20 protein-coding genes are annotated in these 20,708 nt (G+C 38.2%); 14 read left to right on the top strand and 6 right to left on the bottom strand.

The window, feature by feature from the left end; genetic code table 11:
- Positions 1–15 precede the first annotated feature (15 nt).
- Both FNN08_RS11120 and FNN08_RS11115 read left to right on the top strand, forming a co-directional pair.
- Positions 16–570, top strand: coding sequence for a hypothetical protein (locus FNN08_RS11120; RefSeq protein ID WP_143585753.1), 555 nt, complete (start codon positions 16–18; stop codon positions 568–570).
- 164 nt (positions 571–734) lie between these two features.
- Positions 735–1,460 (top strand): YebC/PmpR family DNA-binding transcriptional regulator, encoded by a 726-nt coding sequence (locus FNN08_RS11115; RefSeq protein WP_143585751.1) that lies wholly within the window; start codon positions 735–737, stop codon positions 1,458–1,460.
- A 71-nt stretch (positions 1,461–1,531) separates the two neighbouring features.
- Here FNN08_RS11115 and FNN08_RS11110 read toward each other — a convergent pair whose 3' ends face one another.
- On the bottom strand, positions 1,532–2,578 hold the full coding sequence (locus FNN08_RS11110) for a polysaccharide deacetylase family protein (protein WP_143585749.1): 1,047 nt from the start codon (positions 2,576–2,578) through the stop codon (positions 1,532–1,534).
- Positions 2,579–2,666: 88 nt separating this feature from the next.
- Here FNN08_RS11110 and FNN08_RS11105 point away from each other — a divergent pair, with 88 nt between their 5' ends.
- Complete coding sequence (locus tag FNN08_RS11105) at positions 2,667–4,010, top strand: MATE family efflux transporter (RefSeq protein WP_260679327.1); 1,344 nt, start codon at positions 2,667–2,669, stop codon at positions 4,008–4,010.
- Complete coding sequence (locus tag FNN08_RS11100; protein ID WP_143585748.1) at positions 4,010–5,260, top strand: MFS transporter; 1,251 nt, start codon at positions 4,010–4,012, stop codon at positions 5,258–5,260. Before FNN08_RS11105 ends, FNN08_RS11100 begins: the two co-directional genes overlap by 1 nt.
- Here the strand turns inward: FNN08_RS11100 and FNN08_RS11095 are convergent.
- Positions 5,231–6,064, bottom strand: coding sequence for a hypothetical protein (locus tag FNN08_RS11095; protein WP_143585746.1), 834 nt, complete (start codon positions 6,062–6,064; stop codon positions 5,231–5,233). The genes FNN08_RS11100 and FNN08_RS11095 overlap by 30 nt on opposite strands.
- Before the next feature lie 307 nt (positions 6,065–6,371).
- Positions 6,372–6,950 (bottom strand): Fe-S biogenesis protein NfuA, encoded by a 579-nt coding sequence (gene nfuA, locus FNN08_RS11090; protein ID WP_143585744.1) that lies wholly within the window; start codon positions 6,948–6,950, stop codon positions 6,372–6,374.
- A 281-nt stretch (positions 6,951–7,231) separates the two neighbouring features.
- Here nfuA and FNN08_RS11085 point away from each other — a divergent pair, with 281 nt between their 5' ends.
- On the top strand, positions 7,232–9,775 hold the full coding sequence (locus FNN08_RS11085; protein WP_409574606.1) for a M14 family metallopeptidase: 2,544 nt from the start codon (positions 7,232–7,234) through the stop codon (positions 9,773–9,775).
- A gap of 29 nt (positions 9,776–9,804) precedes the next feature.
- Here the strand turns inward: FNN08_RS11085 and FNN08_RS11080 are convergent, their stop codons facing one another.
- The gene (locus FNN08_RS11080) at positions 9,805–10,539 is read right to left on the bottom strand and encodes a ComF family protein (protein ID WP_143585740.1); all 735 of its coding nucleotides are present in this window, start codon (positions 10,537–10,539) and stop codon (positions 9,805–9,807) included.
- Between the two features lie 134 nt (positions 10,540–10,673).
- On the opposite strand from FNN08_RS11080, the gene bioH reads away from it, so the two are divergent.
- From bioH to FNN08_RS11055, 5 genes are all read left to right on the top strand, one after another.
- Positions 10,674–11,462: a pimeloyl-ACP methyl ester esterase BioH gene (gene bioH, locus FNN08_RS11075; RefSeq protein WP_143585738.1), complete on the top strand. Its 789-nt coding sequence runs from the start codon at positions 10,674–10,676 to the stop codon at positions 11,460–11,462.
- A 51-nt stretch (positions 11,463–11,513) separates the two neighbouring features.
- On the top strand, positions 11,514–12,806 hold the full coding sequence (locus FNN08_RS11070; RefSeq protein ID WP_143585736.1) for an NADH:flavin oxidoreductase/NADH oxidase family protein: 1,293 nt from the start codon (positions 11,514–11,516) through the stop codon (positions 12,804–12,806).
- A gap of 29 nt (positions 12,807–12,835) precedes the next feature.
- Entirely contained in the window at positions 12,836–13,984 is a 1,149-nt protein-coding gene (locus FNN08_RS11065; protein ID WP_143585734.1) for a mechanosensitive ion channel family protein, read from the top strand.
- Entirely contained in the window at positions 13,981–14,310 is a 330-nt protein-coding gene (locus FNN08_RS11060; RefSeq protein WP_143585732.1) for a DUF4144 family protein, read from the top strand. Before FNN08_RS11065 ends, FNN08_RS11060 begins: the two co-directional genes overlap by 4 nt.
- 125 nt (positions 14,311–14,435) lie before the next feature.
- Positions 14,436–14,825, top strand: coding sequence for a VanZ family protein (locus FNN08_RS11055; protein ID WP_143585730.1), 390 nt, complete (start codon positions 14,436–14,438; stop codon positions 14,823–14,825).
- 145 nt (positions 14,826–14,970) lie between these two features.
- Here FNN08_RS11055 and pyrE read toward each other — a convergent pair whose 3' ends face one another.
- Both pyrE and rph read right to left on the bottom strand, forming a co-directional pair.
- Entirely contained in the window at positions 14,971–15,612 is a 642-nt protein-coding gene (pyrE, locus tag FNN08_RS11050) for an orotate phosphoribosyltransferase (RefSeq protein ID WP_143585728.1), read from the bottom strand.
- A 24-nt stretch (positions 15,613–15,636) separates the two neighbouring features.
- Complete coding sequence (gene rph, locus FNN08_RS11045) at positions 15,637–16,350, bottom strand: ribonuclease PH (protein WP_143585726.1); 714 nt, start codon at positions 16,348–16,350, stop codon at positions 15,637–15,639.
- A gap of 200 nt (positions 16,351–16,550) precedes the next feature.
- On the opposite strand from rph, the gene FNN08_RS11040 reads away from it, so the two are divergent.
- The 4 genes from FNN08_RS11040 to FNN08_RS11025 all read left to right on the top strand — a co-directional run bounded on the left by FNN08_RS11040 (position 16,551) and on the right by FNN08_RS11025 (position 20,520).
- The gene (locus tag FNN08_RS11040; RefSeq protein WP_143585724.1) at positions 16,551–17,120 is read left to right on the top strand and encodes a thioredoxin family protein; all 570 of its coding nucleotides are present in this window, start codon (positions 16,551–16,553) and stop codon (positions 17,118–17,120) included.
- Positions 17,121–17,138: 18 nt separating this feature from the next.
- Complete coding sequence (locus tag FNN08_RS11035; protein ID WP_143585721.1) at positions 17,139–17,816, top strand: gluconate 2-dehydrogenase subunit 3 family protein; 678 nt, start codon at positions 17,139–17,141, stop codon at positions 17,814–17,816.
- Positions 17,816–19,498, top strand: a complete 1,683-nt coding sequence (locus tag FNN08_RS11030) for a GMC family oxidoreductase (protein WP_143585719.1) — start codon at positions 17,816–17,818, stop codon at positions 19,496–19,498. The genes FNN08_RS11035 and FNN08_RS11030 overlap by 1 nt, the downstream gene beginning before the upstream one ends.
- Positions 19,499–19,656: 158 nt before the next feature.
- The gene (locus FNN08_RS11025) at positions 19,657–20,520 is read left to right on the top strand and encodes a YicC/YloC family endoribonuclease (RefSeq protein WP_143585717.1); all 864 of its coding nucleotides are present in this window, start codon (positions 19,657–19,659) and stop codon (positions 20,518–20,520) included.
- Positions 20,521–20,708 lie beyond the last annotated feature (188 nt).

The following is a 20,708-nucleotide window of genomic DNA, read 5'->3' as shown; positions in this document are numbered from 1 at the left end:
TTGTATTAAATAAAGATGAAACACCCTAAACACCAAGTACTCGTTAAGTTTGCCTTACTCTGTTTAATATTAGTCGGCTATTTTGGCTACTTAAGCTTTGAGTATGATTTACTAACCGGCGGTATAGCAGCCTTGGTTACATGGAGTTTCTTTGTGTTATGCACGCCAGTTGCTGATGCTGGTTTTTTATTAGATTTCCCCTTGCGCTTATTATTTGGCATACGCATGGTGTTATCTGAAATTGTGGTTTGGGCGGTTGCGATCTTAATCAATATAATCGCCTTTATCTATTTCAGAGAATTTTATCAAACCACCCTACTTACCCGCTTGATGGAAGCGATATTAACCACTCCTTACCCTTATTGGGCGGTCATTATCTTATCTGGTATTGGTACATTTTTATCTATTCGTTTTGGCGATGAATTAATGGATGTGATTCATCATAAAGATAGAAAGTTTTATCTTAGTCATCATTTTAAACACGAAATGATCTTGTTCGTTTTCTTTATTGTGGTCATTTTTGGCTATTATGAATTAATTTCAAGTTTAGGTATTGAACTGGGTAATTAATCTCTAGATCAGCCATTGAAAATGGTTAATATGCCCGCATTTAGGTATAATCAAACGATTCTATTACATAAAATTTGAGCTAGGCCAAAAGGCGCTAGCAATAATGACTGTATTATTGATAAAATCATCACATTAAATTAGCAGCAACAGAAGAGCAGATTAAGATGGGCAGAGCTTACCAAAACCGTAAAGCCGACATGGCAAAAACAGCGGGCCAAAAAACCAAAGTTTATTCAAAATACGGTAAAGAAATTTACGTCGTAGCAAAAAACGGTGGTACAGATCCAGATGGCAACCTAGCACTACGCCGCTTAATTGAAAAAGCTAAAAAAGATCAAGTACCAACACATGTTATTAATAACGCGATTGATAAAGCCAATGGCGCAGGTGGTGAAAACTACGAACCAGCTCGTTACGAAGGTTTTGGTCCTGGTGGCTGTATGGTTATTGTCGATTGTTTAACAGATAACACCAACCGTACCATTAAAGATGTACGTAACGCATTTACTAAAACCAATTCAAAAATTGGTGGCGTTGGTTCAGCTTCATTTATGTTTGATCACCAAGCATTATTCGTATTTAAAGGCGACGACGAAGACGCTATTCTAGAATTGCTTATGATGGCAGATGTAGACGTTACCGACGTTGAATGTGAAGATGGCTTAGTAAGCGTTTACGCGCCTCACACTGAATTCTTTAAAGTGAAAACTGCTTTATCAGAAGAAATGCCTGACATTACTTTTGAAATGGAAGAAATCACTTGGATCCCTCAGGATTATAAAGAAATTTCAGACGAAGATGATATCGCCGCGTTTGAAAAGTTCATGGGCATGTTAAATGACAGTGATGATGTACAAAACATCTATCACAATGCTGAGATTAAAGGCTAGTCAGAGCATTAACCACATTGCTAAAAAGGGCCGATAAGTTAACTTATCGGCCTTTTTTTCATGTTTTAAAATTAGTTTTTATACCAGCTGCCATCGGCATTAGGCATAAACCAAGGCTTTGAATACCAGTAATAACGACCAGGTTTAGAAATACTTGGCGCTGTACAGTTACTGCGTGTCCGGCCAGGTTTTAACTCGCCGCTAAACTGCATAGTAAAACTTTTCTTTTCATCCCAAACCAGTTCTGTTTTATCCATACCAGATACAAAACAAGCAAGCATCGAACTATAAAAATCGGTGACTTCAAGCTCAACTTTAGTATCAGCTTTTATGCTATCTGTAACAATGGTCGGTGAGCGTTGTGTGGCAGCAGATATATTAAATGCTAATGAATTAAGTTTATTTTTTAACGGCCCTAGCTGATCATAAGGCATAGATGCCGGAAATCTAGGTATAGCGGTAAGGTCGGTATTTGCGCCAACCGGGCCTGATTGTTGAGTAAAAACGGCATATCCTAACTGCTCGAGTTTATCTTGTGCTTGCGGGGTATATTCTCCATAAGGTAGAGCAAAGTATTGCCAATTTTGCCCTACTTGCTGCTTTATTATTTGCTCCGATTTAACCAGTTCATTTAATTTTTCATCAAGCCATTGCTCTGGCTCTACACCTTTTGGCACCTTAATTAAAGAATCATGTACTAAGCCATGATTACCAATAAGTACACCTTCTTCAGCCATTTGCTTAATTTGCTGCCAATCTAAATATACACCGGGCTTATCAGGTACAGTATTGGGGTTAATAAACATGGTGTAAGGATAACCATATTTTTTAAGCAGAGGATGGCCAGCATAAAAAATATCGCTATAGCCATCATCAAAAGTAATCACTATAGTTTTATCTTCCAGCGGTTGTTTCGCTTTTAATTTATCAATTACTTCGTTAAGGGCAATGACTTTAAAGCCATTGTCTTTAAAATATTGCAGATGCAATTCAAATTGCTTAGGTGTTATTGATGTACTTTTCGGGGTTTTATCACTAACGTGATGATAAACCAAAATCACCGTTGCTTGGCTTGGGAAAGTTAGCAATAACAAAACAACTAATAGTATATGTTTCATTGCATAAATCCTTTATTATTAAATATCTTATTAGTGTAACTAGCATTTAAATTAATACCAATTCTATCTCATAAAGCAAGGATGTACTTTGTTAACTACTGCCCATAAAAATGAGCGTAATGCCTTATTTGCTTTAGCTATTCCAATGATACTGTCCAATATCACAGTACCATTACTTGGTTTAGTCGATACCGCAGTAATAGGTCACTTACCTCATGCCTATTATTTAGGAGCAACGGCTGTTGGCTCTATGATAATAACCGCAATTATTTGGTTTTGCGGCTTCTTACGCATGTCCACATCAGGCCTTGCTGCACAAGCTTATGGTAGCCAGAACAATCAAAAGATGCTGTTAGTGTTATGTCGGGGCTTACTGGTTGCCTTTAGCATTGGTTTATTTCTAGTATTACTTCAAGTCCCCTTTATTAACAGCGCACTTTATTTAGCTGGTGGCTCTGATGAAGTGCAATTTTATGCAAGGCAGTATAGTGAGATACGAGTTTGGGGTTTTCCCGCAGCGCTTGCTAACTTAGTTATTTTGGGTTGGCTACTTGGCATGCACAAAGCCAAAATTGCAATGTGGATAATCATAGTAACTAACTTAATTAATTTAAGCTTAGATTTATTGTTTGTAATTGGCTTCCAATGGCAAGTACAAGGTGTAGCCCTAGCAACATTAATTGCTGAATATGCCAGTTTAGTCATGGGCTTATATTTTATAAAGTCGACTTTAAACAAACAACTTGGTTCATTAGTTAGTGCTATAAAAGACATCATCGATGATCTATTTGAGCGCTCGCAGTTACTTGCTTATATTCAGCTTAATCGTGATATTTTAATCCGCACAGTTTGCCTTGAAATATGCTTTATTTTTATTACCTTCCAAGGGGCTAAATTAGGAGATACAGTCGTTGCTGCCAACGCCATATTAATGAATTTCATTTTACTTATATCCTTTGGCTTAGACGGTATTGCTTTTGGCGCTGAAGCGCGAGTAGGTAAAGCCAAAGGAGCACAAGATCATTTTGGTTTAAAACATTCAGTAAAAATTGCCCTAATTTACAATCTTATTTTTGCCTTTGCATTTAGCTTACTATTTTTGCTTTTTGGTAAGCCATTTATTCATATGCTAACTAATATTGAGTCCGTTGCTAGCTATACCGAGCAACTACTTCCTTGGATTATCTTACTGCCGATTATTGCATGTTGGTGTTATTTGTACGATGGTATCTATATTGGCTTAACCCAAGGTAAAGCAATGCGCAACAGCATGCTTATTGCTACCCTAATATTTTTTAGCTGTTGGTACATATTAGACGATTTAGGTAACCATGGCATTTGGGCGGCATTTTCTATTTTTATGTTTAGCCGCGGAGTTACGTTAGCTTGGCATTTTAATAAAAATTCAAAGCAAATAATTGCGAGTAAGTAATGAATTATACTTTAGTTAGCGTCACCATCATTATGCTTATTGCGGCTATCGTATTAGCTAAAGGCTTTAAGTTCCCTCGTAATATTTGGGTATTATTTGTATCGCAGCCACTGGTGCTATGTGTTTCCCCGGTAATTACTTTTATTGGCGGTTTATTAGCAAGCAAAATAGCTCCCGATCCCACCTTAGCTACACTACCATTAACCTTTATGATTATAGGGATTGCCTTAGGGACATTTTCAGTTGCTTATTTTTCGATTAGGTTAGGTCGTAAAACAGCTACATCTCTTGGTTTTATCAATGGCATACTCGCAACCTTAGTTGCCATGCTGGCAGCAATTAGTGCTAGCTTTTATTTATTAATTATTGCCGCCTTATTTTTGGGGATCAGTTTAGCTTTTGTCCAACAATTACGTTTTGCCGCACTTGAAAGTGTCAGTGTTGATGATGGCCCTAAAGTTTTATCAGCATTAATGCTATCAGGCATTTTAGCTGCATTTATAGGACCTGAAATAGCTTTAATAGGTAAAGATTGGATAGCATCTCCACATGGTTATGCCGGTTCATTTTTAGGTTTAGCTGGGCTATTAACCATTGCGCTTATCATCTTCCAACTTTTTACTAACCCTCATGTTGCCACTACTCAAGAGCTAAGCCAAGTAGCAAGACCGTTAAAAGATATAGCCAAACAACCTATCTTTATTATTGCCATGTTAAGTGCCGCTATCGGTTATGGCTTGATGAGCTTTTTAATGACAGCAACACCAATTAGTATGCACGACATGATGGGTCATAGTTTAGAAGACACCAAAGGGGTACTGCAAAGCCATATTACGGCTATGTTTTTACCATCATTATTTACTGGTTATTTAATTAAGCGCTTTGGTGAAACCGCTATTATGTTAGTGGGTACGTTAATGTTTGCGCTAGTAGCTGTTATTGCCTTACAAGGGCAACAAGTGGTGCACTATTGGTGGGCTTTAGTACTGCTTGGCATTGGTTGGAATTTCTTATTTATTACTGGCACTGTGTTGTTACCTAAAAGCTACCATGCGCACGAGCGTTTTAAAGTGCAAGCACTTAATGACTTTGCAATTTTTACCATTCAAGCCATCGCATCACTTGGCGCCGGTTGGCTGTTATTTGCAAGCAACTGGCATACCTTGGTATATATTAGTATGCCATTTGTGTTGCTTATGTTTTTGGTTTGCTTGTGGAATTTAAAACTTATAAGCGGCAAACGCACCTAGCAGGCCAGCGTCTTTAACAAAAGCGGCGTCACCTTTTAAAAACACGTATTCAATACCTAAATCAAAATTACTACTTACTTGGTATGAAATCTTATTGCCAAAACGGTAAGACTCTCCACTTAAATTATCTTCGGCAATTTCTCTTAGCGGATGACCTTGAGGTAGTGGTAATGAGGTTAGTTTTCTATCCCAGGTATATTCAAATGCACTATCCCACTTAATATCATCGGTTAAGTTGAAAGTTGTTTTAAATGCTAAGGCATAGCCATTATCATCTTCAAAGTCTTCTAAGCCAGGCGTTACAAATGTACCGTATATTTTAGCTAAATAGCCTGTAACTAACTGTCCTTTAATGGGCATACCAAAACCAACACCGTAGCGGTACTTAGTTTCTGTTGGGCCATTATCATAAGCTAATTCATCATAACCTAGATAAAGCTTAACTGGCTTAAATCCAGTATTAATCATAAAGTTGGCAAGGTATTGTTTACCATCTAAGTTGGTAGCATTTTTCAAACCATGATGTAAAACCAACTGAGTAGCGCCCCAAGTAAATTGGCTTTTTGCTTCAAGGGAGGAAACAACAGTATCATCAACGCCAGAAAATGTTGGGTCGAGCTTTTTATAGTCACTGTCTTTGGCACCATTTTGAATTGTATAAAAACCAGATTTTATTGAAAATTGACTTTGTTTATACCCAATTAAATTATCTGATTGCTCATTTTGTTGCTCTGCAAAAGACTGAGTAGATGCCAGTAATGAAAGCGAAAGTGCTGATAGGGAAAGTGCTAATTTTTTGTTCATAACATAGTCTCTGTGTACCTTGGATAGCTTCGATACTAACTAAGCACAAAAGCAAATAATAGAACAAAAGTACAATTAAACAATCAAATAACATCCTGCTAAAAACACATAAACAACCCCAACAAAAGCGCTACCAATAACTAACCAAACACTAATAACATCAACACCTATTTCATAAATTGAACACATAATCCATCTTCTTTGGCTGTCCTGCCAACCGATGATAAATACTTCTATGTATAAAAAAACCAGGATGATAATCCTGGTTTCATAAAATGCGATTCAATTAACCGATACAACAATTCAATTAGTAGTAAGAATGCTCGCCACGTTGATGCTCGGTCATATCTTTAACACCTTTAATTTCATCACCCATAATGGCGATAAGCTGTTTTTCAACACCTTCTTTTACGGTTAAATCAATTTGACTACAACCATTACAGCCGCCACCAAACTGTAAAACTGCGAAACCGTCTTCAGTTATTTCCATTAAAGTACATTCACCACCATGACCTGCTAACTGAGGATTAACTTCAGATTGGATGAAGTAATTTACGCGTTCGAATAATGGTGCATCATCACTCACTTTACGTAATTTAGCATTAGGTGCTTTAAGTGTTAACTGAGAGCCCATTTGATCAGTAACAAAATCGATTTCAGCATCAACTAAATAATTTTCACTGTCTTTATCAACTAACGCATCAAAGCCAGTATATTCGATGCGAATATCGTCTGGTTCTACCGCTTCTGGTGGACAGTAAGAAACACCACATTCAGCTTGTGCTGTGCCTGGGTTAACTACAAACACTCTGATACATGTGCCTTGCGCCTGTTGGGAAAGTAATTTTGCAAAATGCGACTGTGCTGTATCTGAAATATTAATCATCATTGTTCTCATTAAATGCTTTATAAAGTTGAAACGATTGCCTATACCCGACTAAAAAGCTCAAGTATGCCAATATAATACTATTGTCAAAGAATAAGCGCTAGCATTGCTTAGCATTTCCCCTCGTTTTTTATCAATAATTTGCAAAAAAGTATGTTTAATTTGAAAAAAATTATGATTAGTTTAGTTAAGCTGTTAAAAAGGTTATAATTTTATTAAATATAAGCCAGTCACCTAAGTTTTCATGATTGGTTAGTTTTCATTATTATCGGAGAATGGTCTTGTTTAAGTATATAAAAGCCTGGTTCATTATCAGCATAGTTAGTCTGTCTTACGCACAAGCAGAGCCGCTAGCTTACTATTTCCCAGAGGAGCCAGCTTACCGTAGTAATATACCTACACCAGAATCTACCTTAGGTTTTGAGGTTGGCTCTCGCCATGTTCGTCATGATCAACTGGTAAATTATTTTCAGCAACTAGCGCGAGTAAGTGACAATGTTTTACTTAAAGAAATTGGCACAACCAATGAGCATCGCAAGCAAGTAATTGCGACAATAAGTAGTAAAACCAATTTAGAAAACCTAGATCAAATCCTTGCCGATAGAGCCAACAATAAAAAGCAGGACAGTGATGCTCCTGCTGTTGTTTGGTTAGGTTATAGCATACATGGTAATGAAATCAGCGGCGCTAATGCTTCTATGCTAGTTGCTTATTATTTAGCTGCTGCCAAAACAAGCCAAGCCACCGAATTACTAGATAATTTGGTTATTGTTATCGAACCAAGTTTAAACCCAGACGGTATGGATAGATTTACCACTTGGGTAAATACCAACCGCAGTAAAACTTTAAATACCGACCCTAACCACCGTAGCCATAGATTACAGTGGCCATCTGGTCGAACGAATCACTACATGTTCGATTTAAACCGTGACTGGTTACCGTTAACTCAAATTGAAAGTCAAAACAGAATGCGTAACTTCCACATTTACAAACCAAATGTGTTAGCCGACTTTCATGAGATGGGTAAAGATGGCACCTACTTTTTCCAGCCAGGCGTACCATCACGTACGAACCCTTTGACGCCAGCAAAAAACATCGAACTCACTAAGCTGTTTTCAACTTACCACGCAAAGGCATTAGATACTGACAACAGACTTTATTACAGTGAAGAAAGTTTTGATGATTTTTATTACGGTAAGGGATCTACCTACCCTGATATTAACGGCGCGATTGGTATTTTATTCGAACAAGCAAGTTCTCGCGGCTATGCACAAGAATCAATTAATGGCGTATTAACTTTTGGTTATGGCGTTAAAAATCAGGTAATGACTTCATTCTCAACTCTTAATGCAGCATTTCAAAATAAAGCGCAATTACATAAATTCCGTGACGATTTTTATAAAGAAAACCTTAAGTTAGCCGACAAAGAAGACTTCAAGGGTTACCTAATTACCGAAAATAATGACTCACGTCGTTTAAATAGCTTTTTAGGTTTATTAAAACAACACCAAATTAATGTTTATGGCTTAACTAAAAACTATGAAGATGATGATGGTTACTACCCTAAAGAAAGCTCTTACTTTGTACCTCTGCAGCAAGACCAGTATCGCTTAATAAAGACCATCTTTAGTAAAGTGACTAGTTTTAAAAATAACACCTTTTATGATGTATCAGGTTGGACTTTGCCTCTTGCCTATAACCTGCAAACTCAAGAGATTAAGTCGTTGCGTCGTTTAAATATAGCAACTGCTCCATGGCAACCAAAATCAGAGAGCACACCTACACCAACTGTAACGTCTTATGCTTATGCATTTTCTTGGGACCACTACTTAGCACCTAAAATGCTTAATAGTATTTTAGAGCAAGGAGTACAAGCACGAGTAGCGACTAAGTCATTTAAACAAATGGTCGGGCAAAAACTAATAACATTTAATCCTGGAAGTATTGTTATTCCTGCCGAAATCCAAACACAAACAGATTGGTTTGAAATATTAACTAAGGTCCAACAAGATTTAGCGATTGAGTTAACTCCACTTGCAACAGGTTTAACAGTTGAGGGCATCAACCTTGGTAGCCCGTCATTAAAACCATTAAAGCCAGTAGATATTTTATTGCTAGGTGGTAAAGGTGTTTCACAATACGAAGCTGGACACATGCTTAACTATTTAGATAACCAGTTATCTATTGCTGTTACCGTAGTTGATTTACATAGACTCGATAGTATCGATTTCTCACGTTATAGCCATGTGATTATGGTTAATGGTGAATACAGTTCTATTTCTGATAGAGCAAGTAAAAAGCTTAAAACTTGGTTAGAACAAGGTGGTAATATTTATGCTCAGAAAAAAGCAATTCAATGGCTATCGAGCAAAGAATTACTAGAAGCTGAGTATATTAGCAAAAATAGAATAAACCGCTTATTCGACACTAATGGTATTAGTTACGCTGAGAAAGATGCGTTAGCTGCGAAAAAACGTATAGCTGGTGCAATTTACAATACCCAAATAGACAATACCCATCCTCTGACTTATGGCTATAAAGGCGAGACTTTGCCGGTATTTAAAAATAGTACTTTGATCATGGAAAAGCCATCTAAGCCGTTTATGATGGTTGCACAATTTACTGACTCACCTTTGCTTAGCGGTTATAGCGCTGAAGAAATACAAGAAACGGTTGGTAATAATGCAGCAATTATCGCTCATAATGTGGGTAAAGGACGCATAGTTGCCAGTAGTGAAAACTTAGTCTTTCGAGGCTACTGGTACGGCACTTCAAAGATAGTTGCCAACGCCCTGTTTTTCTCACAAACATTCAGCAGTAAATAAACCATAATCCCAAGTTGGATAAATTGGGATCAAGCTGTTGCTACACAAATACTCATCACGGTAATCTTTTTAACTCCGTGATGAGTGAGTAGCTTAGCTATTTCATTAACTGTTGCCCCTGTAGTAAGCACATCATCAACAATCCCCACATGTTCAGGCAACTCAACTTCAGTATTCAAAACAAATGCTCCTCGTAAATTTTTTCTCCGACTTGCTCCACTTTGCCCGACTTGCGGTTTAGTATTTTTTTTACGCGCAATTATGTTTTCAAGGTAACTGCAGCCTAAACTTTTAGCCAATTCAAAAGCAAGTAATGCCGCCTGATTATATTGTCTTTTTTTTAGGCGTAAACCATGTAATGGCACAGGAATGATTAATTCTGGTAGCTGACTTTTTGCTATCGATAAATGTAGATGTTCGGCAAATAAATTTGCCAATAAGTGCGCAACCTCAAATCTTCCTGAGTACTTTAATTGTGTGATCCACAAGTTATAAGGCCATTGATAAGAGGAAAATGCTAACAATTGTTGAAACTTTATTTTAGTTAAATGACGATAAATCTTAGGTTCATTTAGTAAGTTTTCTTGGCAGGCAGTTAAGTCAAAACGGGGTAAATCATCACAACAGACTGAACAAACTAGTGACCCCTTAATACATGGTTGATGGCATAACTCACAAAGAGGGTAGCCTTTAACGGCTAATAAAAAATTGGCTGTTAGCACTTTTACAAATTGGCTAATAGCTTGCAACATTGTGTGGTTCATAAAAACAATCCATTGTTAATTTTTGAACATGCTATAAATTGATATACCCGTTAGCATTGGGAGTGCACTTTGAATGCCAACGGCTATATTTTAGTATAAAATAGAAATATAACTAACAAGTAAAATAGATAGCTATGCAACAACCTCTAAACATTCAAATTAAAGGCCAAGGAACTCCCATTGTTCTCATTCATGGTTGGGGCCTTAACAGTGCAATATTTCAACCTTTAAGTGAGCGTTTAGCACAAGATTATCAAGTAATTATGATTGATATGCCGGGCTTTGGTGTAAATAGCCATATTACTACCGATGACTACAGTTTAGCTAATGTTTCACAGATGATCGCCGCAGTAATCCCTGATAAGTCATTAATTATTGGCTGGTCATTAGGTGGTTTAATTGCAACGAATATCGCGCTGCACCATCAAGATAAAGCTCTTGGTTTAGTAACTATAACGAGTAGTCCCTATTTTGTTAAAGAGCAAAATTGGCCAGGCATTAATCCGGAAATTTTAAAGGACTTCCACAGCCAACTTAAGCTCAATGCAGAAAAAACTATTAATAGTTTTTTAAAGATTCAAGCCATGGGTAGTGAAAGTATTCGCCAAGATGTAAAAGCCATAAAAGCACTCATTAACCAACATCCAAATCCAAGCCCGCAAACTCTAGATGATTCATTAACACTTTTAGAAACGGTAGATTTACGCAGTAAAGTCAATGCCTTATCTATACCCGTTTTTAGACTTTATGGGCGGTTAGATTCACTGGTACCCAAGGCGGTAGTTAGGCAAGCGGATAAGTTATTTATCAGTACCGACAGTTATACTTTTGAACGAGCATCACATGCCCCGTTTATTTCTCACGCAGATGAATTTTATACCGTGTTATGTGATTGGATTACTGGTAAAATCATTAACAAATAGTTTAATAAAAAGTACACATACCTTAGGTATGAGCAACATTCAGGAAAAAAGATGAATTCACCACTTGCACAAGAACTCGTATTACCTTGTGGACAAAGCATTAACAATCGCCTAGGTAAAAGTGCAATGACAGAAGGCTTAGCAGACAGCCTTGATCGACCAACCCCAGCACATAATCAACTATATAATACATGGTCGCATGGCGGCACAGGATTACATATTACCGGCAATGTTATGGTTGATCGCCGCTACTTAGAGCGTGCAGGTAATGTTGTGCTAGAAGATGACTCTGCATTAGAGCAATTTAAGCAATGGGCGCAAGCCGGTACTGAAGCAGGAAACCATTTATGGATGCAAATCAGTCACCCTGGACGCCAATGTCCTAGCCTTGTTAATAAGCAACCGCTGTCACCTTCAGAAGTTCACCTAAAGATGCTTGGTTCGTTTTCAAAGCCACGCGCGTTAACCCAAGTTGAAATTGCTGAAATTATTCAACGCTATGCAACAACGGCAGCCCTTGCCAAAGAAGCGGGCTTTACCGGCGTACAAGTACATTGTGCCCATGGCTACTTAATTAGTCAGTTTTTGTCACCTAAAACTAATCAACGCAGTGATCAATGGGGTGGTAGTTTAGAGAACCGCGCTCGCTTTGCACGTAAAGTCGTACAAGCCGTTCGAAAAGCGGTAGGGCCAGATTTTCCCGTTGCCGTTAAACTAAATTCTGCCGATTTTCAAAAGGGCGGATTTAGCCTAGAAGATTGCGTACAAGTTGCGGCTTGGTTAGCACAAGATTCGATTGATTTATTAGAAATTTCAGGTGGCACATACGAGCAACTTTCGTTAATGGGCGTTGAAGCAACGGAAGTAAGAGAAAGCACGCGTAAACGAGAAGCTTACTTTTTAGAATATGCTGCTGCCATTAAAGCCTCAGCTAAAGTACCTTTGATGATCACTGGTGGTTTTAGAAGCCGTGATGTTATGGAGCAAGCAATTAGTAGCGGTGAAATTGATATGGTTGGTTTAGCAAGACCGCTATGTACACAACCAAACATTTCACAGCAGCTACTTGAGCAAAGTGTTGATCGCATTGATGACTTTGAACATAACTTAACACTTGGCAACGGCTGGTTAGGGAACAACAGCTCTATTAGCTTAATAAAAGCCATTAATAATGTTGGCGCTGTCAGTTTTTATTATCAGCAAATCATGCGACTATCTAAAAATAAGCCAGTCGACACTAGCTTAAAAGTACTTCCTTGCTTTGCTAAACACATGATTAATGATACAAAGTTAAACTTACAGCGTAAAAAAGCACAAAATAAATCCTTATTTAGTACTAACTAAAATGCACTAACAACTTTTTGAGGCAAATAATGGAAACATGGAAAACTGAGCTTAAGCATTACCTTAGCTATATTGGCGACAATCCAGTACTACATGCCGCCATCATATTAGTTGCCTCTTGGATATTTGCTTGGATCTTAGATAAGGTGGTTATTGCTTATGTAAAAAGCATGACTGCCAAAACTGATGCAGTACTTGATGATCAACTAGTTGAGTTACTGCATAAGCCTTTATTCTATTCAATCTTAGTTATTGGTATCTCGGTAGCAACCAGCGTAATTTCATTACCTGAGCAAGTTTCAAACATAATGTTTCCTGTGCTGTACACCATGCTGTTGGTGTTATGGACATTATTTATTTTGCGTATTACCAAAATAGTTTTACGCCGGGTGGCTGAAAACGAAAAGCACTTCCATGTATTACATCAGCAAACCCTACCCTTATTTGAAAATTTAGCGCTGATCTTAATTTTAGCGCTATCGGTTTACTATATATTTTCATCATGGGACATCGATATGTCGGCTTGGTTAGCCTCAGCTGGTATCGTTGGTATTGCAGTAGGTTTTGCCGCGAAAGATACGCTCGCTAATCTTTTCTCTGGTGTATTTATCATGGCTGATGCACCTTATAAAATTAAAGATTACATTGTGCTAGAAAGTGGTGAGCGTGGTGAAGTAACTAACATAGGCCTGCGCAGTACCCGTATCCTAACGAGAGACAATATTGAAGTTACCGTACCTAACTCGGTAATGGGTAATACTAAAGTCATTAACGAGTCTGGTGGCCCAAGTACAAAGTACCGCATCCGCGCTAAAATAGGCGCAGCTTATGGCAGCGATATTGACTTAATTGAACAAATACTTATGGAAGTGGCTAAAGAAGATGATGATATATGTAACTTCCCTCTGCCAGTAGTGCGCTTTCGCATGTTTGGCGCCTCTAGTTTAGATTTTGAACTAATGGGCTGGATCAGTGAGCCCGCACTTAGAGGTCGTATAATCCATCAACTAAACAGTGCTATTTATAAGAAGTTTGCTGAGCATAATATTGAGATCCCTTTTGCTAAACAAGATGTGTACATTAAAGAATTTCCTGGCCACAGCTTAGTTGCCAATGAACCAACATCAACCGCTGATGATGTTACTGATACTAAGCAAACTACCGATAAAAAAGCATGATCCACTGGCCAGCAATCATTAAACACGATGGTGAAGATGAGCTAATATATATTAGCTCAGAGCTTGATTGGCAAAATGATGAAGAAATGTTGCTCTATATTTTTACTGATCGCGATGTACTTATCGACAGCAACGGGCAAGTATTTAGCTTAGACGAAGTGCAACAACACCTTAACTCAAGTACTGTATTAGCCACAGCTTCTTTAGAGAATGTTATCGAATTAATACAAGCTCATGCCGCTATTGCACAAGCATGCTGTATTGAAAAAATACAAACCAAAACCATCAAACAGGCAATAGAGCTCGTCCAGCAATTATCAGCTTAAAATCAAAGCCCTCCATAAAGTACATACAAAGTTAAATATTATTTAACAAACTGTGACAACATCTTTATTAACATTGCTGTAACATGCGTGCATTAAATTAATACGTCGCAACTATTAGGATCAGCATGAAATATTTGGCTATATTAGGTTTGTTTTTACTTTGCTTTGTACAATTTCGCGCCAATGCGGGTCAAGATGTGATAGTTGAAAGTATTAAGAATGCCATACCATTTGGTGATAAAGTTGGTCACTTCTTTATGTACGGCTTACTGGCATTTGCAATGAACTTTGCCCTTAAATTTCGTAGCTTTGGCAAAAGCTTAATTAGCCAACACGGCGCCGTGGTTATTTTGATGATCAGCAGCGTTGAAGAGTTTAGCCAAATGTTTGTTGCTACTCGCACATTTAGTTTATTAGATTTAACCGCTAATTTTTGTGGCGTATTGGTATTTACCTGGTTAGCAATTAAGGTTGATTCATATGCAATGTTTAATAAAAACACCATCTCTTTATAGTTTTATAAACGCTTCGTAGTCTACCTAAAAAAGATTAAATCCATCTAATACCAAGTCCATTAATTTAGATATAAAAAAACCGCAGAGTTTGCACTAAGCGGTTTTTGTGTTTAAACAGTTTTATTTTTAAAACCAAGTATAAATATTAGATGCCGTATTTTGCTCTATATGCTTTAACACTTTCTAAGTGCTGCTTCATTTCTGGCTTATCAGCTAAGTAAGTAATTACATCACCTAAACCAACAATTGCAATTACCGCAGTATTGAAGTCGCGTTCAACTTCTTGAATTGCAGATAATTCACCTTGACCTTTCTCTTGTCTATCAAGAGCAATAAGTACACCTGAAAGCTCTGCGCCGTGGGCTTTAATAATTTCCATTGATTCACGAATCGCTGTACCTGCAGTGATCACATCATCAACTAACATGATCTTACCTTCAAGTGGTGAACCAACTAAAGAGCCACCTTCACCATGAGTTTTAGCTTCTTTACGGTTAAAGCAATATGGCATATCCATATCGTGATGATCAGCTAAAGCAACAGCCGTAGTTGTCGCAATTGGAATACCTTTGTAAGCAGGGCCAAACAGTAAGTCAAAATCAATACCCGACTCAGCTAATGCAGCCGCATAAAAACGACCTAAGCGAGCTAAATCACGCCCAGTGTTAAATAAACCAGCATTGAAAAAGTAAGGGCTAGTACGACCTGACTTTAAGGTGAATTCACCAAAACGTAATACTTGTTTTTCTAAGGCAAACTCTATAAATTCGCGTTGATAATCTTTCATTTATCTATCCTGTCTTACTAGTTCTTAGCTTAATGCTGCTTTTTGAGCATCAAATAATTCGTTAATACCATCTTTAGCAAGTTGTAGCATTTCTTGCATTTCGTCAAAACTAAATGGCTCTTCTTCAGCAGTACCTTGCACTTCAATAAGCTTGCCAGTATCTGTCATTACTACATTCATATCAGTTTCAGCGGCTGAATCTTCTGGGTAGTCTAAATCAGCTACCGCAACGCCTTTATACATACCAACAGAAACAGCTGCGATCATATGTTTAAGAGGGTTGGTTTTTAATACACCTTTAGCGCGTAAATGATCTAAAGCATCAACAAGTGCAACACATGCACCGGTAATAGAAGCAGTACGTGTACCACCGTCGGCTTGGATAACATCACAATCAATGGTGATCATGTTTTCACCAAGAGCCTTTAAGTCAACAGCGGCTCGCAGAGAGCGCGCAATTAATCGAGAAATTTCTAAAGTGCGGCCACTTTGTTTACCACTTGCAGCTTCACGACGCATACGCGAGTGAGTTGAACGAGGTAACATGCCGTATTCAGCGGTAACCCAACCTTGGCCTTTACCTTTCAAAAACCTTGGAACACCTTCTTCGACAGTGGCAGTACAAATAACTTTGGTATCACCAAATTCAATTAACACTGAGCCTTCAGCATGAGCTGTAAATTGACGAGTTATTGTTACTGGACGGATTTGACCAGGAGTTCTTCCACTTGGACGCATAGGTATCCTTAAGTTAAGCTAAAATTTGATGCGACATTATACCAAGCTAGATAAAAAAATATACTACTGTCAGCGCTTATACACATGGTATTAGGATTAATATCAAAACTTTTATTACTATTAAAAACCAATATGTTGAAATATAGTTAATACTTATAAGGTCATGTTTATTAAGTAGCAAAGCAATTGATAAAAATTTTATGATAAATACTCTTACAAAAGCATTCCTGTTTTCTCTTATTGGTTTTGCCTCGTCATTACAGGCACAAGCGCCAACTGCGCAAGGTAATGCGCAATTATCTGCAAGCTTGCCTGCTTACAGTAAAATTTATAGTGAACAAAGTGATCCATTTAAAGATGCTGCCGCAGCGATTAGATCTGCAACTAGCAGCAATCGTAATGTGCTTATTGAAATAGGCGGTAACTGGTGCACTTGGTGTCATAAAATTGATGCCTTTTTAGAACAAAACCCCGATATATATCAAGCACTTCATGCTAACTTTGTGTTGCTTAAAGTAAGTGTTAGCGATGCCAACGAGAACGAAGCCTTTATGAAAGGTTTACCGCCAGTGCTTGGTTATCCACACATGTACGTATCTACCGCGCAAGGTAAAGTTTTATTATCAAAAGATACTGCTGAATTTCTTCGCTCTGGTTCATACTCTAGAGAGCAATGGTTAAATTTTATTGATGAGTGGCAATTTGCCAACAACGACAGCAATTTAGCAAAGCAGAAAAAAATTAAAAACAAAAATAATACTAGTGATTAGTATCAAGGATACCCGTAGATGAATTCATTTTTTGATCCTAACTACCAAGTACCTCACGCGTTAAAAAAACGACTATCTCGTCGTAACTTTTTAAAGTCGGCAGCGCTTGCTACTGCAGTATCAGCAATTCCGTTATCAACACTCACCCAAGCAAAGATTGAATTAGCCGATACTAGTATTGAGCCATGGAAAAGTTTAGATGCGGTATTACAACACTTACTGCCAAGTTCAAAAACAGGCCCTGGAGCCAAAGAAATACAAGCAATTCATTATTTATATAACGTGGTGAAATCACAACCGGTAGAGCAAGCTGAAAAAGAGTTTATTAGTAAAGGTGTTGGTTGGTTAAATGGTTACACTCAAGGCAAAGAGCAAGCAGATTTTGTTGAATTAAGTACAGAGAAAAAAGAAGCTTCACTGCGCGCGATAAGTAAATCTAGGGCGGGAGAAAACTGGATATCGACACTGCTCACTTATATTTTTGAAGCCATGCTATCACCACCGAGTTACGGTGGCAACCCAGACGGGATAGGCTGGAAATGGCTTAACCACCAAGCAGGTTTTCCTCTACCACCACAAGGTAAACGCTATTATGAAATTCCAAGCTATGCCTTAGATAAAAGTCAGCGTATCGAAATTAACACATCAACAAATGCCAATAAAGTTGAACCAAAATCATCAGGAAAAGCACTGTAATGAAATATGACATTTGTATTGTCGGTAGTGGCGCAGGCGCATCCCCTATTGCTTATACCTTAGCTAAAGCGGGTAAAAAAGTATTAGTTCTAGAAAAAGGCCCTTGGTTAACCGAAGAAGACTTTTATAAAGATGAAATGGCCTGCTGTCGACGTACCACTTACTCACCTAAACTTGAAAACGAACAGCACGTTATTGAAGAAGAATACGAAGATAACCAAGGTAATTCCTATTGGCAAGGTGAAGCAACCAGTGAATCGGGCTGGGATTTTTGGAACGGTAATGTAGTAGGCGGCTCCTCAAATTTTATGAGCGGATATTTTCATCGCTTAAAACCTATGGATTTTCGCTTAAAATCAGAATTTGGCAGTATAAAAGGCGCGAACGTCGTTGATTGGCCAATATCTTACAGCGATTTAGAACCATATTACGACAAAGTAGATAACGTTGTGGGCGTTTCAGGAAAAGTGGTGCAACATCCACATTTAGAACCACATAAAAGCGATTACCCTTTTCCACCAACTGCAGAGCACCCTATATCTGCTTGGATAGATAAAGCAGCAAAAGATATTGGTTATCATTCTTTTCCAGTGCCAAGAGCTATTTTATCAACGCCAGCAATGGGCCGAAAAAGCTGTGAATATGCCGGCTATTGCTCTAGCTATGGCTGTTCTACTGGTGCAAAAGGCAGCGGCAGAGCAGCGCTTTTAAACCACGCAGTCGCTAGCGGTAACTGTACTATTTTACCGCACGCCAAAGTATTTAAACTTGAGTCCGACAATAAAGGTAATGTGAGCGGCGTTTGGTATTACGATAAACATGATCGCAAACAAAAGGTCGATGCAAGTATGTATGTTGTTGCTTGTCAGGCCATTGAAACATCACGCTTATTACTAGCATCAAAAGGTGAAAAACATCCGAATGGTTTAGCCAATAATAATGGCCAAGTCGGAAAAAACATCATTTTTTCTGCTGGAGGCACAGGTAGAGGTGACTTCTTATTTGACGAAATAAGCGAACAACAACAGCAACAATTAAGAGTTGTAGGGCCTTTTATTAATCGCGCAATTCAAGATTATTACAAAATTGATGACAAAGACTTTGGCGCACCAGCAAAAGGCGGCACCATAGACTTTTTATTTCATCAAAACCCAATATCTAAAGCCAGCTCAGAAAAATGGGATGAAAACGACAATTTAGTTTGGGGCGAACAACTAAAAGCAAATTTACAAGCTGCCTTTAATTTTGGCAAAACCTTACGCTTTGAAGTATTCAATGACTGGTTGCCAACCGATGATTGCTTTGTATCACTCGATAAAGAAAATACCGACAAATGGGGCGACCCGGTTGCTAAAGTGCGCATAGGCGCACATCAACACGATTTAAAAGTCGGCGAATACATTAGCAAAAAAGCGGAAGATGTATTAGCAGCAATGGGTGCTAAAAACATCAGTTCGTCAGTAAGCTCTTACCCGCCAGCCAATCTACAAGCTGGAGGTTGTCGTTTTGGCAATGATCCTAAAACATCAGTCCTAGATAAAAACTGCAAACCGCACGATGTAGACAACCTTTATATTACCGATGGTTCGTTTATGCCAACAGGTGGCAGCGTTCCATATACTTATACTATCTACGCCAACTCATTCAGAGTGGCAGACCAGATACTTAAACGCTTTAGTTAGTCACTACAAATTTAGTAAATAACTCAAGGCAATATTGAGCAACTAGCCTCAATATTGCCCCTTGCACTGCGATCAGGCATAATTGCTGCATTCCTAATAAGACAATATTGAAGTTCTTATTATGATAAATCATTAAACTCATTTTTAAGGTATTTATTATGATCCACAGCATGACCGCATTTTCGCGCATCGAAGTAAAAGGTGATTGGGGTAACGCAGTTTGGGAAATCCGCTCTGTTAACCAACGTTTTCTAGAAACTTACTTCCGCATGCCAGAGCAATTTAGAGGCTTAGAGCCGGTATTACGTGAGCGTTTTCGTAAAGCACTTAACCGCGGCAAGGTAGAATGTAACTTACGCTTTAATGCTAATCCTGCAGCAAAAAGCAACATCACCCTAAATGCCAAGCTAGCAGAACAATTAATCCAACACGCCACCAGCATTGCTGAAACTGCAGGTGTAAATAACTTAAACCCAGTCGACATCATGAAATGGCCTGGCGTTATGGAAGCTGAAGAAGCTGACATGGACACAATCTCTGGCGAATTACTTAAAGGCTTTGAACAAGCATTAAAAGATTTCATCGCAGCAAGAGCAAGTGAAGGCAGCAATATGGCTGAACTTATCAATACACGCCTTGATGCAATTTCAGCACAAGCAGAAGCAGTTAAAGCGCACATGCCAGAAATCATTCAATGGCAACGTGACCGCATCATCGAAAAATTCAAAGATGCAGGCATCGACCCAGACTCAACGCGTTTAGAGCAAGAGCTTGTTATGCTAGCTCAAAAAATGGATGTTGATGAAGAGATTGACCGTCTATACAGCCATGTAAAAGAAACCAAAAAGATCCTCAAAAAAGGTGGACCACAAGGTCGCCGCCTTGATTTTATGATGCAAGAATTCAACCGTGAAGCAAACACCCTTGGCTCAAAGTCTATCAACACAGACATCACCGCAGCGGCAGTTGAGTTAAAAGTTTTAATTGAACAAATGCGCGAGCAAATTCAAAATATTGAATAGCATCTAGTAAAGCTAAAAATTGCATACATACCCTGCTTCGGCAGGGTTTTTATTATCTTTACAATTTAATTTTCTTACTCTTATACCCTACTTTCTTATATAGCTTACAAATAAAATTTTTTGTCATCGAAATAAAACCTCATTTTCCTGTTCTTATTACTACGATAATTTAAAAAGAAGTCATGGCG

The sequence above is a fragment of the Thalassomonas sp. M1454 genome, assembly GCF_007097525.1.
Lineage (GTDB): Bacteria > Pseudomonadota > Gammaproteobacteria > Enterobacterales > Alteromonadaceae > Thalassotalea_A.
Note: the sequence above shows the minus strand (reverse complement) of the source record. Positions and strands in the feature narration are given on the sequence as shown.